We start from the raw sequence: 21,492 nt of genomic DNA, 5'->3' as shown, positions 1-21,492 counted from the left end.
GGAAGGGGTGTGAATATCAAAGCGTGTTTGCATGAGGCGCTGGGGCACCCCATGCAACACGTAATTGGGACATAGCCAATAAAAAGGGGCCGTCATGGCCCCTCGGGTTACAACCACTCTCGCGGCGTGAGGTAGTCTGTGTAGAGCAAGGCCTCCGGGCTGCCCGCTTCCGGCTGCCAGTCATACTCCCAACGTGCCAGTGGCGGCATCGACATCAGAATCGACTCGGTACGTCCACCGGTCTGCAACCCGAACAGGGTGCCCCGGTCGTACACCAGATTGAACTCGACATAACGACCGCGGCGATAGAGCTGGAACTCCCGCTCCCGCTCGCCATAGGGCTGCGCCTTGCGTCGCTCGATGATCGGCAGATAGGCATCGAGATAACCCCGGCCTACCGCCTGCATAAAGGCGAAGCAGTCAGCAAAGGGCCAACGATTCAGGTCGTCGAAGAAGAGGCCACCCACCCCCCGCGTCTCGTTGCGATGCTTGAGGAAGAAGTAGCGATCGCACCAGGATTTGAACTCGGGGTAAATATCTTCGCCAAAGGGTTGGCAGAGATCGCGTGACACTCGATGCCAGTGCTGCACATCCTCGGCAAAGGGATAAAACGGCGTCAAATCGAAACCACCACCGAACCACCAGATGGGCTCCTCGCCCTCTTTCTCGGCGATGAAAAAACGGACATTGGCATGGCTGGTCGGCACATAGGGATTGTGAGGATGGATCACCAGCGACACCCCCATGGCCTCAAACTTGCGACCGGCCAGCTCGGGCCTATGAGCCGTCGCCGAGGCTGGCATGGCATCACCATAGACATGGGAAAAGTTGACCCCACCCTGCTCAATCATGTCGCCATGGCGCATTACGCGGGTTCGACCACCGCCACCGCCCTCACGGGCCCAGGCATCCTCAACAAAGCGCCCAACGCCGTCGGCCTGCTCCAGGCTTCGGCAGATCTCGTCCTGCAACTGCAACAGGAAGGCCTTGACCTGGGCCACATCCGGTTTGCTCATCTTGTCTCCAGTCAGGCAGGATCTTGAACGCCCTGTCCATTTTATTGTGATGTCACGCCATGAGCTCCACGCCCATCGGCATTACTGCAAAAAAGAGTCTGTCCGCTCAGGAGGGACGAATGACGGCGCCGGTACGGGCGTCCTTGATCTCGGATGGGTTAGCTTGACCACCCACTTCACCGGGCAGGATATAGGCTAACTTGCTTGCCAGCCGCTCACCGATATCGGCCACCCGACGGGCGGGCTCTTCACCGGTCAGATTGGCACTGGTGGAAACCAGCGGCTTGCCAAAAGCGCGGCACAATGCCTGCACCTGTGGGTGTGCAGTGACTCGCACAGCCAGCGTATCAAACTGGCCGGTTAGCCAGGTGGGTGTCGTGGCGCGAGCAGGCATGATCCAGGTGAAGGGACCTGGCCAGCTGGCCTGCACTCGCGCAAGCTGCTCACCGCTAAGCTGGCTCAGATCGATATAATCCTGCAACTGCGCCAGATCGGCGGCAATCAGGATCAGGCCCTTCTCCACCGGACGCTGCTTGATGACCAGCAGGCGCTGCACCGCCAGCTCGGAGTCAGGATCACAACCCAGACCAAACACGGCCTCGGTTGCATACGCGATCACCCCTTCGCCGTGAAGGGCGGCAACCGCTTGTTCAAATTCAGTAGACATAGGAAAAATGCGGCAGCCTGGCTGCCACCTCATTACTTGGTTGAGTTAAGCCTGCAAGGCGACAACCGCACCATATACAGCGGGCTGTCACCTCATCACTTACTTGAGTTGGGCCTGCAGGGCGGCATCCTTGGCCATCACCTCTTCGGCATTCTTCTGGCGTTCGGCCCGAACTTTGGCTGCCAGTTCATCATCAGCCACCGCCAGCATCTGGGCTGCCAGGTAACCTGCGTTCTTGGCACCGGCCTTGCCGATCGCCACGGTTGCCACCGGCACGCCACCCGGCATCTGCACGGTGGAGAGCAGTGCATCCAGCCCCTTGAGCGGACCACCGTCGATAGGCACCCCGATCACGGGACGGGTGGTGATGCCGGCAACGGCACCCGCCAGGTGAGCCGCCAGACCGGCAGCACAGATAAAGACCTTGCAACCACGGGACTCGGCATCGGTCACATACTGATGGGTCGCAGCCGGAGTACGGTGCGCAGAGGTTACTTTCACTTCCACTGCGATATCAAACGACTTGAGGATCTCAAGGGTGGATTGCATCACGGGAAAATCAGAGTCAGAGCCCATCAATACGGCAACAAAAGGTTTATTCATGGTGGGAATTTCCTTACTCCAAGTGGGGGGTTGAAGTGCGCCGAAAACGTTTCAATTTGGTTACGGCGGCGGGATTATACCTGCTCACTTTGATGGCCGCATTTCTTTTGCGGACAGATCCACTTCAGATTTCCCCTCACTTTCTTCTCCACCATGATGCCCCAGCCACATTCGGGACAAGGCATGGGGATCGGCTTGTCATTCACCACATATTTACAATGGGGATACACATCACAGGAGTAAAACTGCTTGCCGTAACGGGAGGTACGGCTCACCAGATGACCCTTGCCACACTCGGGGCAGAGGATCTGGGTATCATCGCTCTCCTGCAGGGACTCGATATGCTGACAGGCCGGATACTGGGTACACCCTACAAACAAGCCGTAACGACCCTTCTTGATTGCCAGCGGCTGGCCACAATCCGGGCAAGCTGACCCCTCAAGCACTTTCTCGATATCACGACCGGACGGTGTCAGAGAACGGATGTAATCACAGGAGGGGTAGGCGGAGCAGCCAAGAAAAGGGCCATGCTTGCCCTGGCGGATCACCAGCTCGGCACCACACTGCGGGCACGGCTCTCGCTCGAACCCATGCTCGTGAGCAGAAAAGAGATGATGATCGATTTTGGACATGTGCCGCGCCTTGAAATCCAGATGGCCTGAATTCTACCAGCGCGACACCAGACTGTCAGTGAATGACGCCATCGGACTCATCAAACACCAGCTCTTCCATCTGCTGGTAGGCATTTTCACTGCCCGGCACATTGAACAGCACCATCATGACAACCCACTTCAGGTCATCCAGCTCGATATCCGGTTTATCCAGCTCGAGCAGTCGCTCGATACAGATTTCGCGGGTTTCGGCATTCAGCACCTGGGCTTGTTCCAGAAAGAGCAGGAAACCGCGGCACTCGGTACCAAGGCGGGCCAGCTCCTGCGGGGCATAGATACGCATCGAGCCTTGCGCGCTGGCGGCGACATACACCTCCCGCTCGCTATCATGCAGATTGGCCAGCCTTTCCAGCCAGTTGAGCGCCTTCTCGATCTCGTCCTTGTCGAAACCAGCCCGGCTCAGTTCGTCGGTGAGTTCATTTTGTTCGACCATCACATCTGCATCGCTGTGGATGTAGGTCTCGAAAAGGTACATCAGTACATCAAACATGATTCGCCCTCCTCGCTCTGACGTATCCACCGGCTACCGCTATCACTGCGCCTGCCAGTTCCAGCTCTACCAACCTGCCCAATACCACTTCGACAGGAAGCTGGGACCGTTCGGCGACGGTATCCACGCTCGTGGTCTCATAATCTACGTTATCCAACAAATCGGCATAAGGCAATTCGCTATTATGCTCTTGCTCAAGCAATCCAGCCTCTTTGCGCACCAGACTGACCAATCCGGGAAGCTCTTCCACTATATCGGCCGCACTCAACACAAGTTTGGCCCCCTGCTGGATTAATTTATTGCAACCCAGCGCCTGCCCATTTTGTGGCGCTCCCGGCACGGCAAACACTTCGCGCCCCTGTTCCAGTGCGTAACGCGCCGTGATGAGTGACCCACTCTGCTCGGCAGCCTCCACCACCAGGGTACCCAGCGACAGGCCACTGATGATGCGGTTGCGACGGGGAAAATGTTCGGCCAGCGGCCCCTTGTCCGGCGCCAACTCTGAGATGAGCAAGCCGCCGCTCTCCAGGATCTGGCCAGCCAGCCCCTGATGACGCTTGGGATAGAGACAATCCAGGCCGGAGCCCAACACCGCAAGCGTGATACCGCCCGCCGCCAGCGCCTGCTGATGGCAGACACCATCTATGCCGAGCGCCAGCCCCGAGGTAATCGCCAGTCCACACCCTACCAGCTCGCGACACAAACGCGCGGCATTGTCCTTGCCGGCATAAGTGGGATGACGCGTCCCTACCATAGCCAATTGCGGCAACGACAAGGCTGCGACATTTCCGCGACAATAGAGCAGCAAGGGGGCAGCAGGGATCTCTTTCAACAGGTCGGGATAGGCGGGATCATCGGGACAAATCAGGTGATTGCCGGGCATGGCAGCCCAGTTCAGCCCCAGCTCTACCACCGGCAGCGGCCATCTGAGCTGCTGTATCTGGGACGAGTGCAGACCCAGCGCCCGCAAACCGCCATCATCGCACTCAAACAGGGCTTTTATGTCACCATCGAAGCGGGCAAGCAGGCGTGAGGCAGTGACCGGGCCTATGCCAGTAACGGCATCCAGCGTCAGCCACAGTGAAAGCCGCCCGGATGGAAATGGCACGTTAGAAGTTACTGACCTGATAGCCGGAGCTGACCATGCCCTGGCTCTGCATGATGAGGCCGTAGCTCAGCTTGTCGTACACCTTGAACAGCATGACGCGCGCCACCGCCTCCGACGGCAGGGAGGGCTTGCCGGCAGAATAGAACGCCTTGTCATAGACGGAAGAGTACTCTTTGTAAGATACCTTGCCGTTCTTGCTCACCAGCTGGGCGCCAGGTCGCCGCACCTCCAGTACATCGCCGGGGGAAACCTGATCGCGCAGCCCCTTATTGATGAGCACAACGTCAAACTTGCCGCCACCACGAGCCTTGCTCGGCAGATCTATGATGTAACCCGGCGAAATAACGGGCGCGGCTTTAGGAGTGAATACGGCGAAGAGACTCTCTTGCGGCGGGAAGGGCATCAGCTTGTCTCCCTGGTATACCTCCCGCTGGCTGTGGCTGAGCGTGACTCGGGTACGATCATCCGCCAGCCGCTCCTCGGCTCTGGCCGTACCGACAAATACAGCTTCCTGCCCCAGCAACTCACCTGTCTCCTTGTCCTTGTATAAGCTCCCCGGGTGGTAGATGCCGTAGTCCTGACCCAGGGTCAGCGATCCCTGTACATACAGTGTGTCGCCCTCCAGCATGCCGATATGCGCCTCATCGTTGCCGAGCACATAAGGCAGCTGTTTCGCCTGCTGGCTGTCGGCCAGGATATGGTCGGTACGCAGGAAGGGACCTATCTCGCTAAGCGGCAACGTCGGGATCGGATTGGCCTTGTTCTCGTAACGGCTCTTGGGAGAGAGGTGAACAACTGGCTTGCCCCCCTGCATCGCTTTGCCGAGGCGAGGCTCGCCATTGACCCAGCTCAGATGCAGCACGTCACCGGGATAGATCCAGTGCGGGTTGGCAATCTGGGGATTGATGTTCCAGAGACGGGGCCAGAGCCAGGGTTGTGCCAGATATCGGCCTGAAATATCCCAGAGGGTGTCACCCTTTTGCACGACATAGCGCTCGGGATAACCCGCTTTCAGTGTCAACTGGTAGGCCATGGCAGCCTGGCTCAGAGTGGCCAGCAGGCAAGCGAGGATGGTTTGCTTCAGATACATAACACTCCCTGTTACTTCTGCGCGCAAAGTGTTGCTGTTTTTTGTCGGCGTAAATGACTAGAATTACGCCAATATTGACTGCATTTATACGAAACTAAAGAAAAAACTATGGCCATTCTAGATGTATTGCGTTTTCCCGATGAACGTCTGCGCACAGTTGCAGCCCCTGTCGAGACCTTTACACCCGAGTTACAACACATTGTAGATGATATGTTCGAAACCATGTACGCGGAGGAAGGCATAGGCCTGGCCGCCACTCAGGTCGACATTCATCAGCGCATCATAGTGATCGATGTCTCCGAGAACCGTGAAGATCCTCTGGTATTGATCAACCCCGAGATCCTCGAGCAAGCGGGCAGCACAGGCATCGAAGAGGGCTGCCTCTCGGTGCCCGACCACAGAGCGCTGGTGCCACGCGCCGAGTGGGTCAAGGTACGTGCACTGGATCGCAACGGCAAGCCGTTCGAGCTGGAAGCGGACGATCTGCTCGCTATCTGCATACAGCATGAGATGGATCATCTGATCGGCAAGCTGTTTGTGGATTACTTGTCCCCGCTCAAGCGCCAGCGCATTCGCCAGAAGCTGGAAAAGATGGCCCGTGAAGATCGCAAAGCCCTCTGAGGATCTGCCCCATTGAATAAGCTGAAACTGATTTTTGCCGGTACTCCCGACTTCGCCGCCCGTCACCTGGCGGCGTTGTTGTCTTCCGACCACGAGGTTGTTGCCGTTTATACCCAGCCGGACAAGCCTGCTGGCCGTGGTCAGAAGCTCACCGCCAGCCCGGTCAAAGAGCTGGCTCTGACCCACAATCTGCCGGTTTACCAACCAGCGTCCCTGCGCAAAGAAGAGGCGCAAGCCGAGCTGGCGTCTCTGGGCGCCGACTTGATGGTGGTAGTGGCCTACGGCTTGATCCTGCCCAAGGTGGTACTCGATACCCCGCGTCTGGGCTGTATCAACGTGCATGGATCTCTGCTGCCGCGCTGGCGCGGTGCAGCCCCGATCCAGCGATCCATCTGGGCGGGTGATACCGAAACCGGCGTGACCATCATGCAGATGGATGTCGGGCTGGATACTGGCGCCATGATCAGAAAAGTGACCTGTCCCATCGCCGCCGACGAAACCTCCACCAGCCTGTATGACAAGCTGGCCGAGCTGGGCCCACAAGCACTGGTCGAGACTCTCAATGCCATGGCCGCCGGTGAAACCGCAGCCGAGGCGCAAGACGATGCGCTGGCCAACTATGCCGAGAAGCTCTCCAAAGAGGAGGCCCGCATCGACTGGTCGATGGAAGCCGTCGCCATAGAGCGCTGCATCCGTGCCTTCAATCCCTGGCCCATCAGCTGGTTTGAGGTGGCGGGACAGACTATCAAGGTGTGGCAGGCCGAGGTTATCAACAGCGACCATGGCCAACCTACCGGCACCCTGCTCAAGGCCGACAAGCAGGGGATCGACATCGCTACCGGCCTGGGTGTCCTGCGCCTGCTGACCCTGCAACCACCCGGCAAGAAGGCCATGTCCGTTTCGGATCTGCTCAACTCTCGCCGCGACTGGTTTGAACCCGGCACGCAATTGAATTGAAACAAGCGGGGCCCAGGCCCCGACTTGCGCATCTAAGGTAACACTATGAAAACACGTGCACAGGCCGCTCTCGTTATTCAACAGGTGCTGGATCAGGGCCAATCCCTCTCCGCTGTTCTGCCTGCTGCCCAGGAGAAGGTTGCGCCCCGCGATCGCGCCCTCCTGCAAGAACTCTGCTATGGCACCCTGCGCTGGCTGCCCCGCCTCGACGCTGCGGTGGGCGAGATGATGGACAAGCCGCTCAAGAACAAGAGCCGCATCTTCCATTATCTGATCCTGGTCGGTCTCTATCAGCTCATCTACACCCGCATTCCGGCTCATGCCGCTGTGGCCGAGACAGTCAACGCCGTCAAGCTGCTCAAGGGTACCTCCTTGCGCGGCCTCATCAATGGGGTGCTGCGCAACTTCCAGCGCAGTGCCGAAGTCATATTGCTGCGCATCGACCGCGTCCCCAGCATTCGCCTCGGTCACCCTGAGTGGCTCACCAAGCGCTTGCGTCAGGCCTATCCCGAAGATTGGGAATTCATCATGGAGGCCAACAATCAGCGCCCCCCCATGTGGATCCGCAACAATAGCCAGCGCCAGGGCCGCGATCAGATGCTGGCTCGCATGGCCGAAGTTGGCATCAATGCGGTTGCCGGTCAGGAAGGCGAAGATTGCATTCTACTGGAACGCCCCTGCGACGTGACCAAGCTGCCCGGTTTCGAGACAGGTGACTGCTCGGTGCAAGACGGTGCTGCCCAACAGGCCGCCCGACTGCTAGACCCGCAGCCGGGCGAGTGGGTGCTGGATGCCTGTGCCGCTCCCGGTGGCAAGACGGCCCACCTGCTTGAGCGTCAACCCGCACTGGCTGGTGTAGTGGCCGTGGATGCCGACGAGAACCGCCTCAAGCGGGTGCAGGAGAACCTGGATCGTATCGGCCTCCAGGCCCGGGTGATCCATGGTGATGCCAGCACCCCTGAGCTGTGGTGGCCACAAGGCCAGTTCGATCGCATCCTGCTGGACGCCCCCTGCTCCGCCACCGGTGTCATCCGTCGTCACCCCGACATCAAGTGGTTGCGCCGGGATCAGGACATCCGCGAGCTGGCCGAGTTGCAGCGCCGTATTCTGATCGCCCTCTGGTCGAAACTGAAAAGCGGCGGTACTCTGCTCTACGCTACCTGCTCAGTGCTGCCGGAAGAGAACCGCGAACAGATCCGCGCCTTCCTGGCCGCTACGCCGGATGCCACCCTGGTGCCGCTGCACGCGCAGGACACACCAGATTGTCCGGGCCGCCAGTTCCTGCCAGGCGAAGCCGAGATGGATGGCTTCTACTACGCCAAGCTGATCAAGCGATAGGCAGAGCAGTGACCATGATCATGAGGGGTGCTGGTTGACGGCCCCCATTACTGCGCAACATCGAGCACGTTTTCCCTATGAAGATCACCATGTTGATGACTGATCCCTGCCATATTGTCAGCGGTAACAACCGATCCTCGTCCCATGAGGGGTCCCTATGAAGATCATCATTCTGGGCGCAGGTCAGGTCGGTGGCACCCTGGCCGAGAACCTGGCCGGAGAGAACAACGACATCACCATAGTCGATACCGACAGCGACCGTCTGCGGGAGTTGCAGGACAAGTTCGACCTGCGGGTGGTGAATGGTCACGGCGCCCACCCCAGGGTACTGCGCGAGGCGGGTGCACAGGATGCGGACATGCTGGTGGCGGTCACCAACAGCGACGAAACCAACATGATCGCCTGCCAGGTGGCCTACTCCCTGTTCAATACCCCGAACAAGGTGGCGCGCATTCGCTCCCCGGCTTATCTGACCGAGCGGGACCGGCTGTTTTTACCGGAATCCGTGCCGGTGGATCACCTGATAGCGCCGGAACAGCTGGTCACCGACTATGTTCGCCGACTGATCGAATATCCCGGCGCCTTGCAAGTGGTGGACTTTGCCGGTGGCAAGGTGGGTCTGGTAGCGGTCAAGGCCTACTACGGTGGCCCCCTGGTGGGCAATGCCCTCTCCACTCTGCGGGATCACATGCCCAACATAGAGACCCGGGTAGCGGCCATCTTCCGCCAGGGCCGCTCCATCCGTCCGCAAGGCACCACCATCATAGAAGCGGATGACGAAGTGTTCTTCGTCGCTGCCGCCGGTCATATCCGGGCCGTCATGTCGGAGCTGCAGCGGCTCGAGAGCCCTTATCGCCGCATCATGATTGTCGGGGGTGGCAACATAGGCGCCGGTCTCGCCCGTCAACTGGAGAAGCGCTACAGCGTCAAGCTCATAGAGCGTAACCAGAAGCGGGCCGAGCAGCTCTCGGAACAGCTGGAGAACACCATCGTCTTCTGTGGTGATGCAGCGGATCAGGAGTTGCTGGCCGAGGAACACATTGATCAGATCGATGTCTTCATCGCGGTCACCAACGAGGATGAGGCCAACATAATGTCGGCCCTGCTTGCCAAGAAGATGGGGGCCAAGAAGACAATGGTGCTTATCCAGCGCAGCGCCTACGTGGATCTGGTGCAGGGCGGCTCCATCGACATCGCCATCTCGCCACAGCAGGCCACCATTTCGGCCCTGCTGACCCACGTGCGTCGGGCCGATATCGCCAACGTATACAGCCTGCGCCGCGGAGCGGCAGAAGCCATTGAGGCCATCGCCCACGGTGACGAGAACACCTCCAAGGTGGTGGGCAAGACGGTGGGTGAGCTCAAGCTGCCGCCCGGCACCACCATAGGTGCCGTTGTTCGTGGTGATGAGGTACTGATCGCCCACGATCGCACCCAGATCCAGCAGGATGACCATGTGGTGATGTTCCTGGTGGACAAGAAGTACATACCGGAAGTGGAACGGCTGTTCCAGCCAAGCCCTTTCTTCCTGTAACCGACCCATGCCTCAAGTCAGCACAACCCAGATCCGGCGTCGCCTCCCGAAGGGGATGTCCGGATCTCTCGTCACTCAACGATCAGGTTATTCTGCATGATCAAGCTGCGTCCTATCATCTTCACTCAAGGGCTGGTGCTCTCCAAGCTGGCTCTGTTCATGTGGTTGCCAACCCTGCTGGCCCTGTTCACCGGCTCGGAGGGATTTGTCGAATTTCTTCAATCCGTGCTGATCACCCACGGCGCCGCTCTGCTCTGCCTCCACTACGGCCGCAAGGCAGAATTTCACCTCGGGGTGCGGGAGATGTTTCTGCTCACCACCTCTGTCTGGCTGGTTGCCTGCATCTTCGGGGCCCTGCCCTTCGTCTTCATCAATCACATCGGCTTTGTCGATGCCTATTTCGAAACAATGTCTGGGGTGACCACCACGGGATCCACTGTGCTCTCAGGGCTGGATGGCATGGCTCACAGCATACTGTTGTGGCGCTCCACCCTGCAGTGGCTGGGTGGCGTTGGCTTTATCGTGATGGCGGTGGCGGTACTGCCCTACCTCAACGTGGGCGGCATGAAATTGTTTCAGACCGAGAGCTCGGATTGGTCTGACAAGAGTGCCCCCCGCGCCAAGACAGTGGCCAACAACATAGTGGTGGTCTATCTGGTGCTCTCCATGTGCTGCTTCCTCGCCTACTGGGTGAGCGGCATGACACTGTTCGAGGCGGTCAACCACGCCATGACCACGCTCAGTACAGGCGGGTATTCCACCTCGGACCAATCCATGTCCCACTTCTCCAACTCGGCACACTGGATCGGTACCCTCTTCATGTTTCTGGGGGGGCTGCCCTTCCTGCTCTATGTACAGAGCCTGAGCCGACGTGACCACAGCCTGCTCAAGGATGCCCAGGTACAGGGCTTCTTCTGGCTGGTGGTCTGGATCACAGTCGTCGTCACCTTCTATCTGTGGATCAGAGACATTTACGGCTTCATGGATGCCCTGCGCATCAGCAGCTTCAATATCGTCTCCGTGATCACCACCACCGGCTATGGCCTCGGCGATTTCGGCACCTGGGGACCGCTCACCAGCGTGCTGTTTATCTTTATCATGCTGCTCGGTGCCTGCTCCGGCTCCACCTCCGGCGGCCTCAAGATCTTCCGGGTACAGGTGGCGTTCGCCCTGTTCAGAAAGCAGATGCGCCAGCTGATGCATCCCTCCGCCGTCTTCCCGCAGAAGTACAATGGCCGCCAGGTCAACGACGCCATCATTCGCTCCATGATCTCCTTCGTGCTGGCCTACTTCGCCATCATATTGCTGATCGCCGCCCTGCTCGCCACCATAGGTCTGGACCCCCTGACCGCCATCTCGGGCTCCATCACAGCGGTTGCAAACGTGGGTCCCGGCATGGGCCCCGTCATAGGCCCCAGTGCCAACTTTTCCACCCTGCCGGACTCGGCCAAGTGGATATTGTCGTTCGGCATGCTGCTGGGACGGCTCGAGATCCTGACCGTGGCCGTGATCTTCTTTCCTTCGTTCTGGAAGCAGTAACCCGGTTCGGGATAGCGCCAGCATAGATAACGAGAAGGGCAGCCCTGCGGCTGCCCATCTCCATCTCATGACACTGACAAGACTCGGTTCTATTCGGTCGGGTCTTCCCGTTCCAGCGCGCGGTTGACCAGCGCCTCGGGCAGGGGTTTGGTCACCTCCACTCCCAGCTCGCGGAAACGCTCGACCTGGGCGATCAGGTTGCCACGGCCGTTGACCAGCCGCCCCATCGCCTTGTCATAGCTCTCCTGCGCCTTGTGCAGGCTGCCCCCCATTTGCTGCATCTCTTCCACAAACAGCCGCAGCTTCTCGTAGAGGCGTCCGGCTCGCTCGGCAATCTGGCGGGCATTCTGGTTCTGCCGCTCGTAGCGCCACAGGTTCTCTATGGTCCGCAGCGCCACCATCAGGTTGGTGGGGCTCACCAGCAAGATGTTGTTGTCGAGCCCGTAGCGTACCAGGGAAGGGTCGGCCTCCAGCGCGGTGAGGAAGGCAGGCTCCACCGCCACAAACATCAGCACATAGTCGAGGGTGCGCACCCCGGGCAGCTGCTGGTAATCCTTGCGGCCCAGCTCGCGGATATGGTTGCGCACCGAGGCGACGTGCTCCTTGAGCGCTACTGCTTTTTCCAGCGCGTCATCGGCGTTGTACCAGCGCTCGTAGGCGGTCAGCGACACCTTGGCGTCTATGATGATGTCTTTCTCTTGCGGCAGGTGGACGATCACGTCGGGCTGATAGCGCTTGCCCTTGTCCAGCTCGATATTGACCTGGGTGTGGTACTCGTGGCCCTCACGTAGACCGCATTCACTGAGGATGCGGGCCAGCACTACCTCCCCCCAGTTACCCTGCTGCTTGCTGTCCCCCTTGAGGGCGCGGGTCAGGGCCGCCGCCTCTTCGGTCATGCGGGCGTTGAGTTCGGCCAGACGCTCCAGTTCGAACTTGAGGCTGTGGCGCTGGGCCGTCTCCTGGGCATGGGTTTCTCCCACCTGGCGACGGAAGCCTTCCAGCTGCTCTTTCAGCGGTGTCAGCAGCAGATCCAGACTGTTCTGGTTCAGGTCGCGAAAGTTACCCGAGTTCTGCTCGAAAATACGATTGGCGAGGTTTTCAAACTGCTGGCTGAGACGCTGTTCCCCATCCCGCTGCAGTTGCAGCTTCTCGGCTGCGGCTAGTCGCTCGCTGCGCAGGGTGGCTTCGGCATCCTTGAGGCGGGCGGTGAGCTTGATGAGCAGGTTCTGCTGCTGATCCAGCTTTTGCTGTCCCTGCATCCGCTCATCCTGCAATTCGTCGAAGCGATCCTGCAGCGCCTGATGGCGCTCCTGGGTCAGCAGCAACTCCTGCTCCTGGGCGCTGGCAAAGCGGCGCCCTGCCAACCAGCCGACACAGAGGGCGAGCAGGGCTGCCAGCAGCGCCGGCCCCCAGGTCGCCAGCGCGATCATTTGCGGCTCCGCTGACGCAGGAAGAGCTCAAGGTAACGGTTGAGCAGCAGCCAGAGCAGCACGTAGAGGAGGTAGGCGGCCAGCACCACCCACTTGTGACTGTTAACCCCGGTATCGAGCTCGGCGAATTCGATCCCCTTGATGCGACAGTAAGCCCACATCAGCAGAGGGAAGATATACAACAGAGAAGCACGCCACAAAAATAACCACATGAGTTCATTCAATCCCGCAAAAAGACCCGCCTAGCTTACACAAGGGCAACCCGGCTTGCGATCCTGCCCGCCGCTATTCTCTGGCTTGCCAGCAGAAACTTGGATAAAATTAACCCCTAATAGGTATCAGGGGTGAGCATGACTCATTATTTCCTCCGTTGGCTGACGCAAGGTTGGCAAGCTTCTCGCCCCGCCCCCGTGGTTTGCCATGAAGCTCGCCCGCCATGGGCCATCGAAGAGTCCCAGTACCTCTCCCTCTGCACCCGTTGCGGCGAGTGCTTCAAGGCCTGCCCCAACGGCCTGCTCAAACCGGCCAGTCAACCCGAATACGAAGGTACCGCCATCGCCGGCACCCCTGTGCTGGATCTCGCCTGCGGCCAGTGCAGCTATTGTGGCAGCTGTGCCAGAGCCTGCCCGACCGGCGCCCTCGATCTGCAATGGGGGCGCCAGGTGCAGACCCGGGTTCAGATTGAGGCGAGCTGTCAGGCCAAGCAGGGCTTCTACTGCCTGCTGTGTGAAGATGCCTGTCCCCAGCAGGCGATCAAGGCTACCAGCGATGGGGTGAGCGTCAACATGGCGGCGTGTGATGGCTGCGGTGCCTGCGGTCTCGCCTGCCTGCACGGCGCCATCACCCTGATCCCCCAGCTTTGACCCCCCAGAACCCCGTCTTCAGCACTGAAACCATATTCACCTGCTACCAGACGCCAGAAAGCACAAAGGGACCCGTGGGCCCCTCATGGTCTGACGCTGGCTCTATGCCATGGCCAGAATGGAGTCGTGCTCAATGCCGAGCAGGTGGCAGAGACGAGTAGGATCCCGCACCGCATCGGCCAATGTGTATTCTCCCAGCACCTCGAGGAAGGCGTTCATGGCGCGGCGCAGAATACCCTGAATGCGACAGCCACCGGAGAGACGGCAGTTCTCGCGCTTGCAATCCACAGGGCAGAGCACGTGTTCCATGTCCATCACCACATCACGCAGGTTGATGGAGACGGCGGAGCGACCGAGGCGGATGCCGCCATGCTTGCCGCGTACCGTCTCTATGTACCCCTTGATGCCAAGCTGATGCACTATCTTGACCACGTGGTTGCGGGAGATGGCAAAGGTATCGGCCACCTCTGTGATGGTCGACAGGCGATCTCCCGGCTGAACCGCCAAAAAAGTCAGGGTACGCAGGGCATAGTCGGTAAATCGTGTCAGTTGCATGGTCGCACTTGCCTCTTACTACAAGCTGGAAATCAGGACGACAACCTAAAGCTAAGAGGCGGGACAGCTCTTGCGCCCGTGCAGAGTCCGCATCTTAATCCGAGTCGTGGAGTGACAAGGTTAAGAGCAGCTCAGGCGGGTGTCGATGAAGATGCACATAAATCGACACTTTCTTTGATTGATCGCAAACTTGCAGGCTGGCTCCCGGGTTTGAGGGGTTTTGGGCGGCTAACTTCGCCGCGCCAACCCCAAGGCCGTCGCGGATCGGCGTGCACCACACGACTCCTGCTGTGTGGATTCAATGGGGCTGCTTGAGCCAGTTTTTCAGCGCTGTGGAGGGAATTGAGCTCTCGGAGGCAACCGCGAAGGCGCCCCAGTCCACCGCGCACTGCAAGGCATCCTGGATCGCCATGCCTCGCGCCAGTCCGTGGATCAGGCCACCGGCGAACGCATCCCCCGCTCCCGTGGTATCCACCACTGACACGGGCCGCGCCGCGACCCGGATCTGCTCCTCACCATGGATGGCCACGGCCCCCGCCTTGCCTTCGGTCAGCACCAGCCACTCCAGCTGCTCCCCGGCCAGTTGACGAGCATGCAGCCAGGGGTCGCTCACCTCGCCGAGATCGGAGCGGGAGGCCACCAGCACGTGACAGGGACGGCGAGCCTGCCCGCCCTTGGGATACTGGGCAACCACGAAACTCTTGCCGAGCATCTGGCGCATATAGCCTGTGATGGCGGTGCCGGGATAGTTCACGTAGAGACAGTCCACCCCCTCCACCGGCAAGTCGCCAGGCAGGTCGGGGCGACGCGGCCGCCTGAGGATGGTGCGCTCGCCGGTGGAATCCACCAGGATCAGCAGTTCCCCTGTTTCACCCCCGAAGCGCTCCACATGAGAGCAGTCCAGCCCGTAACCCGCCGCCTGCTCCAGCAGCCAGTCGCCGGCCTCATCCAGCCCGATGCGGGAGGCGATGGTCACCTCGTGGCCTGCCCATACCAGCCCTATGCCGGTGTTGGCGGCACCGCCCCCCAGCCTGCGGCCCTGATCCACGTATTGCAGACGGGCACCGGCCACCAGGGGTTCGGAGAGAGAGAGCACATGATCACAGTTGAGATTGGCAAGCAGCAGAATGCGGGACATGGAGAAGCCTCACTGACAAGGGACCCCAGTATATGAGAAAGGGCCCTGACGGCCCTCCCTGAAATCGCGGGGTTTGTGAACCAGCTCGACGTTTGCCGGCAGGGTTCACACCTGCTGCGTCACGCCAGCACGGATTCGGCGCTGACGTACTCGTAGCCGAGCGCCTGGGCCACTGCCGCCTGGGTGACCTTGCCCTTGAACACGTTCAGGCCGGCCCGCAGGTGTTTGTCATCCTTGAGCGCCTGGGCGTAGCCCTTGTCTGCCAGCGCCAGCACGAACGGCAAGGTGGCATTGGTCAGCGCGAAGGTGGAGGTGCGTGCGACACCGCCCGGCATGTTGGCCACGCAGTAGTGAATGATGCCATCCACCACATAGGTCGGCTCTTCATGGGTGGTGGGGTGGGAGGTTTCAAAGCAGCCGCCCTGATCGATGGCCACGTCCACCAGCACTGAGCCCTTGCGCATCAGCTTGAGCATGTCACGGGTCAGCAGCCTGGGCGCCGCCGCTCCCGGGATCAGCACGGCGCCGATCACCAGATCCGCCTGGGCGATGCAGGCTTCGATATTGGTGCGGGTGGAGTAAAGCGTCTTGAGGGCCGAGCCATAGAGGCTGTCCAGCTCCCGCAGGCGCGGCAGGGAACGGTCCAGAATGGTGACATCGGCCCCCAGACCCAGCGCCATGCGCGCCGAGTTGACGCCCACCACGCCGCCCCCCAGCACCACTACCTTGGCAGGGGCCACCGCAGGCACACCACCCAGCAGGGTGCCATTGCCCCCCTGCGCCTTCTCCAGACTGTGTGCGCCGGCCTGGATCGCCATCCGTCCTGCCACCTCGGACATGGGCGCCAGCAGCGGCAGACCGCCGCGCTCGTCGGTCACCGTCTCGTAGGCGATGGCCACCGCCCCCGAGTGCACCAGCAGCTGGGTCTGCACCGGATCCGGCGCCAGGTGCAGATAGGTAAAGAGCAGCTGACCGGGGCGCAGCAGTTCACACTCCTCCGGCTGGGGCTCCTTCACCTTCACTATCATCTCGGCCCGGGCGAATATCTCAGCCGCACTCGCCACCAGCTCAGCACCGGCAGCCTGGTACTCGGCATCGGACAGCCCGATCGCCTCGCCCCCCTGCTGTTGCACCAGCACAGTGTGTCCCCGGGCCGCCAGCTCCTGCACTCCGGCGGGAGTCATGCCGACCCGGTATTCATGGTTTTTGATTTCCTTGGGTACGCCAATAATCATGCTCGCTCTCCTGCTGTGATCCCGCCGGTCGCCCTTTCGCTACCGGGCAGGATGCCCAAAAATTGTAACAACCACTGCATCATGGTTGCCGAATCCACCTCCCCCTCCAGTGAGGAGAGGCTGCTCTGATAACGATCATCGGACAAGAAGTCCCGCCGCCGCTCGATCAGCGCCCGGTTGTACTCCACCGAAAACTCCGGATGCCCCTGAATGGCGACTATGTGGTCCCCCTGCAAGAACATGAAGTTGGGACAAAAATCGTTGCCCGCCAGCCGGGTCGCACCGGGTGGCAACAGGGCCACCTGATCCTGATGGCTGGCCAGGATCCGGATCTGATCCAGCCCGGGCTGCATCCAGGATCCGGTCGCCAGCATGGGGTGAACCGACACCCCCAGCCCCCACCCTTTGGTGGATTTCACCACCTCGCCCCCTAACGCCTGCGCAATCACCTGATGGCCGAAGCAGACCCCGGCCAGCTTGACGTCGGCGTCGTGGGCCAGCCGGATCCAGGCGCGCAGTGCCTGGATCCAGGGCAGATCGCTGTAGGCATCGTGCCGCGAACCCGTGATGAGCCAGGCATCACACTCTTGCAGATCGTCCGGCAGCTCGCCATCGAGCGCCGACCAGATCCTGAACTCCAGCTCGGGGGCCAACGCCCTAAAGCCCTTGATAAACATCTCGGAGTAAACGGGGCCAAAATGATCCGCCAAATCGGGATCCAGCCGGTCACAATCGAGAATTCCCAGTCGCATCTGTTACTCCTTCAACAGGGATAGCGGGGCACTCCGGCAGCGTTTGTCGCCACCGGGCCATGCCTGGACTAGCTGCTGCATGGTTGCTTACTTCATGGTCGGCATGGAGAACTCGGCTCCGGCCCGCAGGCTCTGTGGCCAGCGCGCCGTTACCGTCTTCATCCGGGTATAGAAGCGCACCCCATCCGGCCCGTGCATGTTGAGCGGCCCGAAGATGGACCGCTTCCAACCCCCAAAGCTGTGAAACGCCATGGGCACGGGAATGGGGACGTTCACCCCTACCATACCGACCTGAACCCTGGCAGTGAAGTCCCGCGCAGTATCGCCGTCGCAAGTAAAGATGGCAGTGCCATTGCCATACTCGTGCTGGTTGATGAGCCCGAGCGCCGTCTCGTAATCCGGGGCCCGTACTATGGCGAGCACGGGGCCGAAAATCTCCTCCCGATAGATGCGCATCTCGGGGGTTACCTCGTCAAACAAGCTGCCACCGATAAAGTAGCCTTCCCCGTGACTCACGCCGCGACCATCGACTCGCAGCAGGGCGCCCTCGGCCACCCCCTGATCCACATAACCCCGCACCTTGGCCAGATGCTCCCGGCTGATGAGAGGCCCCATCTCGTTCTCCGGTACCTGACCCAGGCCAGGCCCGACCCGTAGCGCTTCCACCAGCGGCGCCAGCTTGGCCACCAGTGCATCGGCGGTCTCATCACCCACCACAACAGCGACCGAAATGGCCATACAGCGCTCGCCCGCCGCCCCATAAGCCGCCCCCATCAGGGCGGAGACCGCCTGATCGAGATCCGCATCCGGCATCACCAGCATGTGGTTCTTGGCGCCGCCCAGCGCCTGCACCCGCTTGCCGTGGGCCGAGGCGGTGGCGTAGATGTACTGGGCGATGGGGGTAGAGCCGACAAAGGAGACGGCGCCGACCCGCGGATCGGTCAGCAGCACATCCACCACCTCCTTGTCGCCGTTGACCACGTTGAGCACACCATCTGGCAAACCGGCCCGCTTGAGCAGCTCGGCCATGCGCAGGGAGAGGGAGGGATCCTTCTCGGAGGGCTTGAGAATAAAGGTATTGCCGCAGGCGATGGCCACCGGGAACATCCAGAGCGGCACCATGGCCGGAAAGTTGAACGGCGTGATACCGGCGCACACCCCCACCGGCTGCATCATGGAATGGCTGTCTACCCCCCGGCCCACATTGAGGGAGTGCTCCCCCTTGAGCAGATGGGGAATGCCGCAGGCAAACTCCACCACTTCCAGCCCCCGGGTCAGCTCACCCTGGGCATCGGAGAAGACCTTGCCATGCTCGCGGCTGATGAGCTCCGCCAGCTCATCCCTGTGCCGCTCCATCAGCTCTTTGAAGCGAAACAGCACTCGCGCACGCACCAGCGGCGGTGTCTGGGACCAGTCGGTGAAAGCACGCTCCGCCACGGCGATGGCCTCGCCACATTCGGCGGCGGTGGCGAGTGCCACACTCCCCTGCTGTTGGCCGGTGGCCGGGTTGAAGATGGCACCAAACCGCTCGCTGTGACTCTGTTGCAGCTGGCCGTCGATAAAGTTGCTGACCCTGTATGTCATATATCCTCCATGATGAGTAATCCGCATTCCCCTGCGGGCCTACGGGCCGGGCACAGGGAGATGGCGCCCGACAAGCTGCGGGCGCCATGAAACAAGGTGAAAAAGGTCAGTCCTGGGTCTGCAACACATCCTGCAACAGGGTGAAGAGGTCGTCGATCTGGCTGCGCTCGATAATGAGCGGCGGCGACAGGGCTATGATGTCCCCTGTCACGCGAACCAGGGCCCCCTTTTCGAAACAGCGCACGAACACATCATAGGCACGCTTGCCAGGGGCATCGGGCATGGATTCCAGCTCGATACCCGCCACCAGACCGTAGTTGCGCACATCCTTCACATGCTTGCAGCCCTTGAGGGAGTGGGCCGCCTCCTCCCAGTAGCCCGCCAGATCGGCGGCGCGGGTGAGCAAGTTCTCGTTGCGATAGATGTCGAGGGTCGCCAGCGCGGCGGCGGCGGCCACCGGATGACCTGAGTAGGTGTAGCCGTGGAACAGCTCGATGGCACCCTTGCCGGCGGCCATCATGTCGTCATAGATGTGCTTCTGCACCAGCACGGCTCCCATGGGGATGGCGCCATTGGTGAGCCCCTTGGCACAGGTGATCATGTCGGGGATGACATCGAACTCCTGTGCCGCGAAGGGGGAACCGAGGCGACCGAAGCCAGTGATCACCTCGTCGAAGATCAGCAGAATGCCGTGTTTGGTGCAGATCTCCCGCAGCCGCTTGAGGTAACCCTTGGGTGGCATGATGACACCGGTGCTGCCGGCTATGGGTTCGACGATGACAGCCGCTATGTTGCTGGCATCGTGCAGGAAGACGATCTTCTCCAGCTCGTCGGCCAGGGTCAGGTCTTCGTCGGGCAATCCCCTGGTGAAGGCATGCTTGGCAATATTGAGGGTGTGGGGCAGATGATCCACCCCGGTCAGCAGGGAGCCGAACCACTTGCGGTTGCCGGGGATCCCCCCCACAGAGATGCCGCCAAAGCCCACTCCATGGTAACCCCGTTCACGACCAATCAACCGGGTGCGGGTGCCCTGCCCCCGCGCCCGCTGCCAGGCCAGCGCTATTTTCAGCGCCGTATCCACAGATTCAGAACCCGAGTTGGTATAGAAGACGTGACCGAACCCTTTGGGGGCTATCTCCACCAGCTGGTTGGCCAGCTCAAACGGCAAGGGGTGCCCCATCTGGAACGTAGGAGCAAAATCGAGGTGGGAAATCTGCTGGGAAACCGCCTCGGCGATCTCGCGGCGACCATGGCCCGCGTTGCAACACCAGAGCCCGGCAGTGCCATCCAGTATCTTGCGGCCATCCTCTGAGTGATAATACATCCCCTCTGCCGACTTCAGGATGCGCGGCGCCGCCTTGAATTGCTGGTTGGCGGTGAACGGCATCCAGAAGGCGGACATGTCGGAGGGCGTATTGATGTCGCTGATCGGTTTCATGGTCACCTCATCCTTAAGGTGTTTAGTAACTATCGGCTTATGCCTATTAAATTAAACACCTGAATCCATAAAAAAGGGCTCAATGTTGCCCTGCTTGGTGTCACCCCGACCGGGGTGGTATAAGATATTTAACACAATTTTAATAATAGTAAACAGTCAAGGAGTGTCTATTGATGGATATCGGTCACCGCCTCAAGGCGGTTCGCACCAAGGCGGCCCTCTCCCAGCGCGAGCTGGCCAAACGCTCCGGTGTGACCAACGGTTTTATCTCCCAGATCGAGAAAAATCAGGTGAGCCCCTCAGTGTCCTCGCTGCGCAAGGTACTCGAAGGCATTCCCATGTCCCTGGCCAGCTTCTTCACCGAAGAGACAGAGATGGGGACAGAGGTGATCTTCCGCGCCAGCGACATGCCGGATCTTGGCACCCATCCCATCAGCTACCGACTGGTGGGCCACAGCCGCGCCAACCGTGCCATCGGCATGATGCAGGAGATACTGCCGCCGGGCGCAGACACGGGTGACGACATGCTGAGTCACGAAGGGGAAGAGTGCGGCATCGTCATTCAGGGGACGGTCGAGGTGACCATTGGCGAGCAGATCCACCAGCTGGCACCGGGTGATGGCTACTACTTCGACAGCCGCACGCCGCACCGTTTTCGCAACGTGGGCGAGCAGGAGTGCGTGCTGATCTCGGCCAACACGCCGGCCAGTTTCTAAGTCGCCATTTGACAGGGTTCGGGCTGATCTCGGGCAAATCACGCCGGCCAGTTTCCAAGTCGCCATTTGACAGGGTTCGGGCTGATCTCGGGCAAATCACGCCGGCCAGTTTCCAAGTCGCCATTTGACAGGGTTCGGGCTGATCTC

The 21,492-nt window shown here is 60.5% G+C and carries 22 protein-coding genes; 7 read left to right on the top strand and 15 right to left on the bottom strand.

The features are described 5' to 3' along the window. Nucleotides 1–107: 107 nt before the first annotated feature. From hemF to OKC28_RS18980, 7 genes are all read right to left on the bottom strand, one after another. Nucleotides 108–1,016 carry an oxygen-dependent coproporphyrinogen oxidase gene (gene hemF / locus OKC28_RS19010; protein ID WP_021138656.1) on the bottom strand — a complete coding sequence of 303 codons (909 nt, stop codon included), beginning with the start codon at nt 1,014–1,016 and terminating at the stop codon, nt 108–110. Nucleotides 1,017–1,122: 106 nt separating this feature from the next. Beyond that, entirely contained in the window at nt 1,123–1,683 is a 561-nt protein-coding gene (locus OKC28_RS19005) for a Sua5/YciO/YrdC/YwlC family protein (RefSeq protein ID WP_021138657.1), read from the bottom strand. 99 nt (nt 1,684–1,782) lie between these two features. Then, a complete protein-coding gene (gene purE / locus OKC28_RS19000) occupies nt 1,783–2,286 on the bottom strand; it encodes a 5-(carboxyamino)imidazole ribonucleotide mutase (RefSeq protein WP_005319907.1) in 504 nt (167 codons plus the stop codon). Between the two features lie 74 nt (nt 2,287–2,360). Beyond that, entirely contained in the window at nt 2,361–2,918 is a 558-nt protein-coding gene (locus OKC28_RS18995; RefSeq protein ID WP_021138658.1) for a DNA topoisomerase family protein, read from the bottom strand. A 55-nt stretch (nt 2,919–2,973) separates the two neighbouring features. After that, nucleotides 2,974–3,447, bottom strand: a complete 474-nt coding sequence (locus OKC28_RS18990) for a DUF494 family protein (protein ID WP_005319913.1) — start codon at nt 3,445–3,447, stop codon at nt 2,974–2,976. After that, nucleotides 3,440–4,555: a DNA-processing protein DprA gene (gene dprA / locus OKC28_RS18985; protein WP_021138659.1), complete on the bottom strand. Its 1,116-nt coding sequence runs from the start codon at nt 4,553–4,555 to the stop codon at nt 3,440–3,442. The genes OKC28_RS18990 and dprA overlap by 8 nt, the downstream gene beginning before the upstream one ends. Before the next feature lies 1 nt (nt 4,556). Continuing rightward, complete coding sequence (locus OKC28_RS18980; protein ID WP_021138660.1) at nt 4,557–5,645, bottom strand: LysM peptidoglycan-binding domain-containing protein; 1,089 nt, start codon at nt 5,643–5,645, stop codon at nt 4,557–4,559. A gap of 108 nt (nt 5,646–5,753) precedes the next feature. Here OKC28_RS18980 and def point away from each other — a divergent pair, with 108 nt between their 5' ends. The 5 genes from def (at nt 5,754) to OKC28_RS18955 (ending at nt 11,634) form a co-directional block, all read left to right on the top strand. Then, complete coding sequence (gene def, locus OKC28_RS18975) at nt 5,754–6,266, top strand: peptide deformylase (protein ID WP_021138661.1); 513 nt, start codon at nt 5,754–5,756, stop codon at nt 6,264–6,266. 12 nt (nt 6,267–6,278) lie between these two features. Further along, nucleotides 6,279–7,223: a methionyl-tRNA formyltransferase gene (fmt, locus tag OKC28_RS18970; protein ID WP_021138662.1), complete on the top strand. Its 945-nt coding sequence runs from the start codon at nt 6,279–6,281 to the stop codon at nt 7,221–7,223. A gap of 45 nt (nt 7,224–7,268) precedes the next feature. Continuing rightward, nucleotides 7,269–8,561, top strand: coding sequence for a 16S rRNA (cytosine(967)-C(5))-methyltransferase RsmB (gene rsmB, locus OKC28_RS18965; RefSeq protein WP_256686172.1), 1,293 nt, complete (start codon nt 7,269–7,271; stop codon nt 8,559–8,561). Nucleotides 8,562–8,718: 157 nt separating this feature from the next. Continuing rightward, nucleotides 8,719–10,095, top strand: coding sequence for a Trk system potassium transporter TrkA (gene trkA / locus OKC28_RS18960; RefSeq protein WP_005319933.1), 1,377 nt, complete (start codon nt 8,719–8,721; stop codon nt 10,093–10,095). Nucleotides 10,096–10,191: 96 nt separating this feature from the next. Then, nucleotides 10,192–11,634 (top strand): TrkH family potassium uptake protein, encoded by a 1,443-nt coding sequence (locus OKC28_RS18955; RefSeq protein ID WP_021138664.1) that lies wholly within the window; start codon nt 10,192–10,194, stop codon nt 11,632–11,634. A gap of 89 nt (nt 11,635–11,723) precedes the next feature. Here OKC28_RS18955 and rmuC read toward each other — a convergent pair whose 3' ends face one another. Both rmuC and OKC28_RS18945 read right to left on the bottom strand, forming a co-directional pair. Beyond that, nucleotides 11,724–13,064, bottom strand: a complete 1,341-nt coding sequence (gene rmuC, locus OKC28_RS18950) for a DNA recombination protein RmuC (RefSeq protein ID WP_234578322.1) — start codon at nt 13,062–13,064, stop codon at nt 11,724–11,726. Then, complete coding sequence (locus OKC28_RS18945; protein WP_005319942.1) at nt 13,061–13,276, bottom strand: hypothetical protein; 216 nt, start codon at nt 13,274–13,276, stop codon at nt 13,061–13,063. The genes rmuC and OKC28_RS18945 overlap by 4 nt, the downstream gene beginning before the upstream one ends. Nucleotides 13,277–13,414: 138 nt before the next feature. On the opposite strand from OKC28_RS18945, the gene OKC28_RS18940 reads away from it, so the two are divergent. Then, entirely contained in the window at nt 13,415–13,927 is a 513-nt protein-coding gene (locus tag OKC28_RS18940; RefSeq protein ID WP_212539962.1) for a ferredoxin-type protein NapF, read from the top strand. Between the two features lie 102 nt (nt 13,928–14,029). On the opposite strand, the gene OKC28_RS18935 is transcribed toward OKC28_RS18940, so the two are convergent. The 6 genes from OKC28_RS18935 to OKC28_RS18910 form a co-directional block, all read right to left on the bottom strand. Continuing rightward, a complete protein-coding gene (locus OKC28_RS18935) occupies nt 14,030–14,482 on the bottom strand; it encodes an Rrf2 family transcriptional regulator (protein WP_005319948.1) in 453 nt (150 codons plus the stop codon). Nucleotides 14,483–14,780: 298 nt separating this feature from the next. Further along, entirely contained in the window at nt 14,781–15,620 is an 840-nt protein-coding gene (locus OKC28_RS18930) for a PfkB family carbohydrate kinase (protein ID WP_058395607.1), read from the bottom strand. A gap of 119 nt (nt 15,621–15,739) precedes the next feature. Continuing rightward, complete coding sequence (gene ald, locus OKC28_RS18925; protein WP_256686179.1) at nt 15,740–16,855, bottom strand: alanine dehydrogenase; 1,116 nt, start codon at nt 16,853–16,855, stop codon at nt 15,740–15,742. Next, nucleotides 16,852–17,607, bottom strand: a complete 756-nt coding sequence (locus OKC28_RS18920; RefSeq protein ID WP_096119968.1) for a glutamine amidotransferase-related protein — start codon at nt 17,605–17,607, stop codon at nt 16,852–16,854. The genes ald and OKC28_RS18920 overlap by 4 nt, the downstream gene beginning before the upstream one ends. A gap of 87 nt (nt 17,608–17,694) precedes the next feature. Continuing rightward, complete coding sequence (locus OKC28_RS18915; protein WP_270690894.1) at nt 17,695–19,191, bottom strand: CoA-acylating methylmalonate-semialdehyde dehydrogenase; 1,497 nt, start codon at nt 19,189–19,191, stop codon at nt 17,695–17,697. A 106-nt stretch (nt 19,192–19,297) separates the two neighbouring features. Then, complete coding sequence (locus OKC28_RS18910) at nt 19,298–20,629, bottom strand: aspartate aminotransferase family protein (RefSeq protein ID WP_256686184.1); 1,332 nt, start codon at nt 20,627–20,629, stop codon at nt 19,298–19,300. 173 nt (nt 20,630–20,802) lie between these two features. Between OKC28_RS18910 and OKC28_RS18905 the strand changes: the two genes are divergently transcribed. Beyond that, nucleotides 20,803–21,345 (top strand): cupin domain-containing protein, encoded by a 543-nt coding sequence (locus OKC28_RS18905; RefSeq protein ID WP_005319966.1) that lies wholly within the window; start codon nt 20,803–20,805, stop codon nt 21,343–21,345. The last annotated feature ends 147 nt before the right edge of the window (nt 21,346–21,492 follow it).

Origin of the sequence: Aeromonas sp. D3, assembly GCF_027705025.1 — a bacterium.
GTDB classification, from domain to species: Bacteria; Pseudomonadota; Gammaproteobacteria; order Enterobacterales; family Aeromonadaceae; genus Aeromonas; species Aeromonas salmonicida.
The sequence above is the reverse complement of the archived record's forward strand: the minus strand, read 5'-3'. Positions and strand labels throughout refer to the sequence as shown.

What these genes read in the sequence shown, in the direction of transcription:
- hemF (WP_021138656.1), bottom strand. Translation starts at nt 1,016, where the DNA reads ATGAGCAAACCGGATGTGGCCCAGGTCAAGGCCTTCCTGTTGCAGTTG.
- OKC28_RS19005 (WP_021138657.1), bottom strand. Translation starts at nt 1,683, where the DNA reads ATGTCTACTGAATTTGAACAAGCGGTTGCCGCCCTTCACGGCGAAGGG.
- purE (WP_005319907.1), bottom strand. Translation starts at nt 2,286, where the DNA reads ATGAATAAACCTTTTGTTGCCGTATTGATGGGCTCTGACTCTGATTTT.
- OKC28_RS18995 (WP_021138658.1), bottom strand. Translation starts at nt 2,918, where the DNA reads ATGTCCAAAATCGATCATCATCTCTTTTCTGCTCACGAGCATGGGTTC.
- OKC28_RS18990 (WP_005319913.1), bottom strand. Translation starts at nt 3,447, where the DNA reads ATGTTTGATGTACTGATGTACCTTTTCGAGACCTACATCCACAGCGAT.
- OKC28_RS18980 (WP_021138660.1), bottom strand. Translation starts at nt 5,645, where the DNA reads ATGTATCTGAAGCAAACCATCCTCGCTTGCCTGCTGGCCACTCTGAGC.
- def (WP_021138661.1), top strand. Translation starts at nt 5,754, where the DNA reads ATGGCCATTCTAGATGTATTGCGTTTTCCCGATGAACGTCTGCGCACA.
- rsmB (WP_256686172.1), top strand. Translation starts at nt 7,269, where the DNA reads ATGAAAACACGTGCACAGGCCGCTCTCGTTATTCAACAGGTGCTGGAT.
- trkA (WP_005319933.1), top strand. Translation starts at nt 8,719, where the DNA reads ATGAAGATCATCATTCTGGGCGCAGGTCAGGTCGGTGGCACCCTGGCC.
- OKC28_RS18955 (WP_021138664.1), top strand. Translation starts at nt 10,192, where the DNA reads ATGATCAAGCTGCGTCCTATCATCTTCACTCAAGGGCTGGTGCTCTCC.
- rmuC (WP_234578322.1), bottom strand. Translation starts at nt 13,064, where the DNA reads ATGATCGCGCTGGCGACCTGGGGGCCGGCGCTGCTGGCAGCCCTGCTC.
- OKC28_RS18945 (WP_005319942.1), bottom strand. Translation starts at nt 13,276, where the DNA reads ATGTGGTTATTTTTGTGGCGTGCTTCTCTGTTGTATATCTTCCCTCTG.
- OKC28_RS18940 (WP_212539962.1), top strand. Translation starts at nt 13,415, where the DNA reads ATGACTCATTATTTCCTCCGTTGGCTGACGCAAGGTTGGCAAGCTTCT.
- OKC28_RS18935 (WP_005319948.1), bottom strand. Translation starts at nt 14,482, where the DNA reads ATGCAACTGACACGATTTACCGACTATGCCCTGCGTACCCTGACTTTT.
- OKC28_RS18930 (WP_058395607.1), bottom strand. Translation starts at nt 15,620, where the DNA reads ATGTCCCGCATTCTGCTGCTTGCCAATCTCAACTGTGATCATGTGCTC.
- ald (WP_256686179.1), bottom strand. Translation starts at nt 16,855, where the DNA reads ATGATTATTGGCGTACCCAAGGAAATCAAAAACCATGAATACCGGGTC.
- OKC28_RS18920 (WP_096119968.1), bottom strand. Translation starts at nt 17,607, where the DNA reads ATGCGACTGGGAATTCTCGATTGTGACCGGCTGGATCCCGATTTGGCG.
- OKC28_RS18915 (WP_270690894.1), bottom strand. Translation starts at nt 19,191, where the DNA reads ATGACATACAGGGTCAGCAACTTTATCGACGGCCAGCTGCAACAGAGT.
- OKC28_RS18910 (WP_256686184.1), bottom strand. Translation starts at nt 20,629, where the DNA reads ATGAAACCGATCAGCGACATCAATACGCCCTCCGACATGTCCGCCTTC.
- OKC28_RS18905 (WP_005319966.1), top strand. Translation starts at nt 20,803, where the DNA reads ATGGATATCGGTCACCGCCTCAAGGCGGTTCGCACCAAGGCGGCCCTC.